Genomic DNA, 4,311 nt, shown 5'->3' on the forward strand with positions numbered 1-4,311 from the left:
AGCCCAGGCGAGGGGGCCTTCGGCGTCCCCGGGGCGGCCCGGGCCGGCTCAGCCCGGCCGGGAGGTGCCGAGGATCGCGGCCGCCACCTCGGCCGGGGCGTCGATCATCAGCAGGTGCCCGGCCGGGACGGCGGTCCGGAAGGCGCCGCCCAGCCGGGCGGCCAGCGCCCGCTGCCGGACCAGCCAGGGTGAGCCGTCCGTCCGGGCCGCGGCGAGCACCGTGACCGGGGCGTCGGGCAGCGGCCGGGCGGTCCGGAGCGCGGCCAGCGCGGCGGCGTCGTCGAGGTAGGCGGTGTTCTCCCGCAGCAGCGCGCGCAGCGCCCGCCCGGGCCGGTAGCAGCGGCGGAGCAGGTCGGCGGGCACCTCCTCCCGGCCGCGCAGCGAGGCCTGCCGCACCACCAGCCGCCGGGCGGCCGGTCCGCACAGGTAGGGCGCGGCGGCGGCGGTGAGGGCGGCGGCCAGCAGCCGCGCCGCCGCGTCGCGCAGCCCGGGTGCCGGCCGGGGCCTGGGGTCCTCCTCCACGCTGCCGTCCAGCAGGACCAGCGCGGCCGTGCGGTCCGGGTACAGCCGGGCGAAGGCCTCGACGTGGAAGGCGGCGAGCGAGTGGCCGGCCACCGTGACGGGCCCCGGCTCGCCGAGCGCGTCGAGGACGGCCGCGATCCGGTGCGCCTCGCCCGCCGGACCCGGGCGCTCGGCGGCGGGTGCGGGTCCGCTCAGCCCGTAGCCGGGGCGGTCGAAGCGGATCACCGTGCGGTGCGGGGTGAGCAGCGGCACCACCGGGTCCCAGTCGAACCAGCAGCCGCCGAGGCCGCTGGTGAGCAGGCAGACCGGGCCGGTGCCCTCGCGCCGGACGTGCAGCGGCAGCCCGCCGATCCGGCGGATCACCGGCCGGCCCGGGCGGACGGGGTCCTGGATGGTCACATCTGCACCCTAAGCGGGTGGAACCGGTCACCCCGTGCCGACCATCCCCGCGGACCGTGTATTGTCTTCCCCGTCAGACAGGCGCCGCTAGCTCAGTTGGTTAGAGCAGCTGACTCTTAATCAGCGGGTCCGGGGTTCGAGTCCCTGGCGGCGCACCGACAACCGAAGGCCCCCTCGCCCAGACGAGGGGGCCTTCGGCGTCCCCGGCCTCACCCCTCCAGGGACCGGTGGAGCGAGGCCTTCAGCGCGTCGACGAAGGCGTCCCGCACCCCGGGCTCCAGCAGGTCCAGCGACAGGTACGGGTTGAGGTCCTCCAGCTCCACGAGGAGCAGGCCGCCCTCGGGGGTGCGGCAGGCGTCGACCCGCTGGATCCCTACGCCAGCGTGTTCCAGTCGGCGAAGCGCTGGGCGAAGGCGAGGTCCTCGGCGGTGGGCCGGTGGACCGCCAGCTCCCAGCGCCGCTCGGGGTCCGGGGCGTACAGGGCGTACTGGAAGACCCGGTCCACGAAGTAGAAGGAGAGCTCGTGGCGGAACGGGATGCGCGGCTGGATCAGCCCTCCGGTGAGGTCGGCCGTGTCGAGCTCACCGGGCCGCAGGTACGTCAGGCCGACCGAGTCGGCGCCGAGGAGCGGCTTGACCACGTACTCGTCGGCGGCCGGCAGCCGGTCGAGGTGGGCGCGGTCGGCGACGGTCGGGATGACCGGGTGGCCCTCGGCGGTCAGGTCGAGCAGGTACTGCTTGCCCGCCATGTCGCCGCGGCCGGTGAGCGGGTTGTGGACCAGCGTTCCCCGCTCCAGCGCGGCGGCCCGGAAGGCCCGGTACTCGGCCTGGTAGTGGATCACCGGGCCGCTGTTGCGGACCAGCACCGCGTCGAAGCCGTCCATCAGCGCGACGGCGTCCCTCGGGTGGCAGAGCGCGACGGTGAAGTCCTCGCGGAGCCGGTCGGAGAGGTGGACGTCCTCGTCGCCGTAGCGCCGGCCGCGCGCGGGGTAGCTCAGGTCGGTGACGTACAGGATGCTCGGCCGGTCGGTCATCGCGGTGCTCCGGGTGCGCTGATTCGGGTGAGTTCCGGCACCTTACCCAGGCGGGCGAGCGGGCCTACCAGGGATTTTGCGAGCACCCGGGGAGAATTGGGACATAGGTCACCAACACCTGCGAAGTTGATCAGGCAGGATGGATCGGTCCATATCGTCAACCGGGTGAGCGACCGTCACGGGGCTCGCAGGGAGGTCCTCCGGTGCCCCGAACAATCCAGCAGGCCGATCCCGCCGGCCGGCGCGCCGCGCGCCGCCCACGCCGCACCGGCTGGCGCCGGCTGATACCGACCTGGCGCACCGCGCTGGTCGGCCTGATCGCCTCGACGCTGCTCGGGATCGGCCTGTTCGCGCTCGGGATCGTCCTGGTCAGGGTGCCGGACGCGCACGCCGCCGCGACCGCGCAGAGCAACACCTGGCTGTACCAGGACGGGTCGCTGATCACCCGGACCGGACAGACCAACCGGCAGAACGTCACGCTGGACCGGGTCTCGCCCGCCGCGCAGCACGCCGCGCTGGCCGCCGAGGACCGCAACTTCTACGGCGAGGGCGCGGTCAACCTGAAGGGCATGACCCGGGCGGCCGTCAGCACCGTGTCCGGCGGCGGCACCCAGGGCGGCTCGACCATCACCCAGCAGTACGTGAAGAACACCTACCTCAACCAGAAGCAGACCGTCAGCCGCAAGGTGAAGGAGATCTTCATCGCGATCAAGGTCGACGCGACGCAGACCAAGGACGAGGTGCTGGCCGGCTACCTCAACACCTCGTACTACGGGCGCGGGGCGTACGGCATCCAGGCCGCCTCCCAGGCGTACTTCGGGGTCGACGCCGACCGGCTCACCCCCGCGCAGGGCGCGTACCTGGCGGCCCTGCTGAACGCACCGAGCGCCTACGACGTCTCGACCGCGACGCCGCAGGGCAAGCAGAACGCGATCGAGCGCTGGAACTGGGTGCTGGACGGTATGGTCCAGGAGAAGTGGCTGTCCGCCGAGGACCGCGCCGCGGCCGCCTTCCCCGAGGTGCTCCAGCCGCGCAGCGCGCCGGGGCTCTCCGGCCAGGCCGGCTACCTGGTGAACGCCGCCACCTCCTACCTGACCTCGCACGGCATCGTGACCGACGCCGAGCTCGCCCGGGGCGGCTACACGATCAAGCTGAGCGTCGACCCGAAGCGCCAGCGGGCGCTGGAGGACTCGGTGCGCAGCGAGCTCACCGACGGCCTCAAGCCGGACAGCCGCAAGGCGGACGCCGCCGCCCAGGCGGGCGCGGTCTCGGTCGACCCGAGGACCGGCGCGGTGGTCGCGCTGTACGGCGGCGTGGACGCCACCAAGCACTGGATCGACAACGCGACCCGGCAGGACTACCAGGTCGGCTCGACCTTCAAGCCGATCGCGCTGGCCGCCGCGCTGGACAGCGGTGCCCGCACCCAGTCCGGGCAGCGGATCACCGCGGACACCGTCTACGACGGCACCAACCGCCGTCCGGTCCGCGGCGGCAAGGGCGAGCCGTACGCGCCGCCGAACGAGGGCGAGCGCAGCTACGGCCCGATCACCCTGCAGCAGGCCACCGACTGGTCGGTGAACTCGGTCTACGCCCAGCTGGCGCAGGACGCCGGGCTGCAGACCGTCCGGGACACCGCCGTCGCGCTCGGGCTGCCCGCGGACACCCCCGGGCTGTCCGCCCAGGGCGCGATCCCGCTCGGGGTGGCCTCGCCGAGCGTGCTGGAGATGGCCGGGGTGTACGCCACCCTCGACAACGACGGCCGGCAGATCACCCCGTGGCTGGTGGACTCGCTGGAGCACGGCGGCGAGCAGGTGGCGCTGCCCGGGCACAAGGCGACCCAGGCGGTCTCCCAGCAGACCGCGCGGTCGGTGACCTCCATCCTCCAGGGCGTGGTCACCGACCTGGGCGGCACCGCGGCCCGGGCCCAGGGGCTGGGCAGGCCCGCCGCCGCCAAGACCGGTACCACCGACGACGGCCGGTCGGTGTACTTCGTCGGCTACACGCCGGAGCTGGTGACCGCGGTCGGCCTGTTCGGCCAGGACCCGGCGGACGGTTCGCAGGTCTCGCTGAACGGGGTCGGCGGCGGCGGCAACGCGGCAGGCGGGCGCTTCCCGGCGCAGATCTGGACCGCGTATATGAAGGCCGCGCTGGCCGGTCAGCCGGTCAAGCGGTTCCCGGCGGCGCCGGCCGTGGAGCGGGCCCCGGTCCCCACCCCGCCGGCCGCGCCGAGCCCGTCGCCCTCGCCGTCGGCCCCCGCCGACACCCCGGCTCCGAGCCCGTCGCCGTCGGACCGCCCGTCCTGGGGCGGCGACCGCAACCAGGCCCCGGCCACCGGCCGGAACCCGGGACGCCCGCCC

2 protein-coding genes, 1 tRNA gene and 1 pseudogene are annotated in these 4,311 nt (G+C 74.6%); 2 read left to right on the forward strand and 2 right to left on the reverse strand.

Annotated features, from left to right (window positions below; genetic code table 11):
- Window positions 1–48: 48 nt before the first annotated feature.
- Entirely contained in the window at window positions 49–921 is an 873-nt protein-coding gene (locus AA75_RS20495; protein WP_035980854.1) for an alpha/beta fold hydrolase, read from the reverse strand.
- Between the two features lie 81 nt (window positions 922–1,002).
- Between AA75_RS20495 and AA75_RS20500 the strand changes: the two genes are divergently transcribed.
- A tRNA-Lys gene (locus AA75_RS20500) sits at window positions 1,003–1,076 on the forward strand.
- A gap of 54 nt (window positions 1,077–1,130) precedes the next feature.
- On the opposite strand, the pseudogene AA75_RS20505 reads toward AA75_RS20500, so the two are convergent.
- Window positions 1,131–1,954, reverse strand: a pseudogene (locus AA75_RS20505) (hypothetical protein).
- A 203-nt stretch (window positions 1,955–2,157) separates the two neighbouring features.
- Here AA75_RS20505 and AA75_RS20510 point away from each other — a divergent pair.
- On the forward strand, window positions 2,158–4,311 hold a 2,154-nt coding region (locus tag AA75_RS20510), incomplete at its 3' end, for a transglycosylase domain-containing protein (protein WP_051812881.1).

Origin of the sequence: Kitasatospora sp. MBT63, from assembly GCF_000710465.2 — a bacterium.
Taxonomy (GTDB): Bacteria; Actinomycetota; Actinomycetes; order Streptomycetales; family Streptomycetaceae; genus Kitasatospora.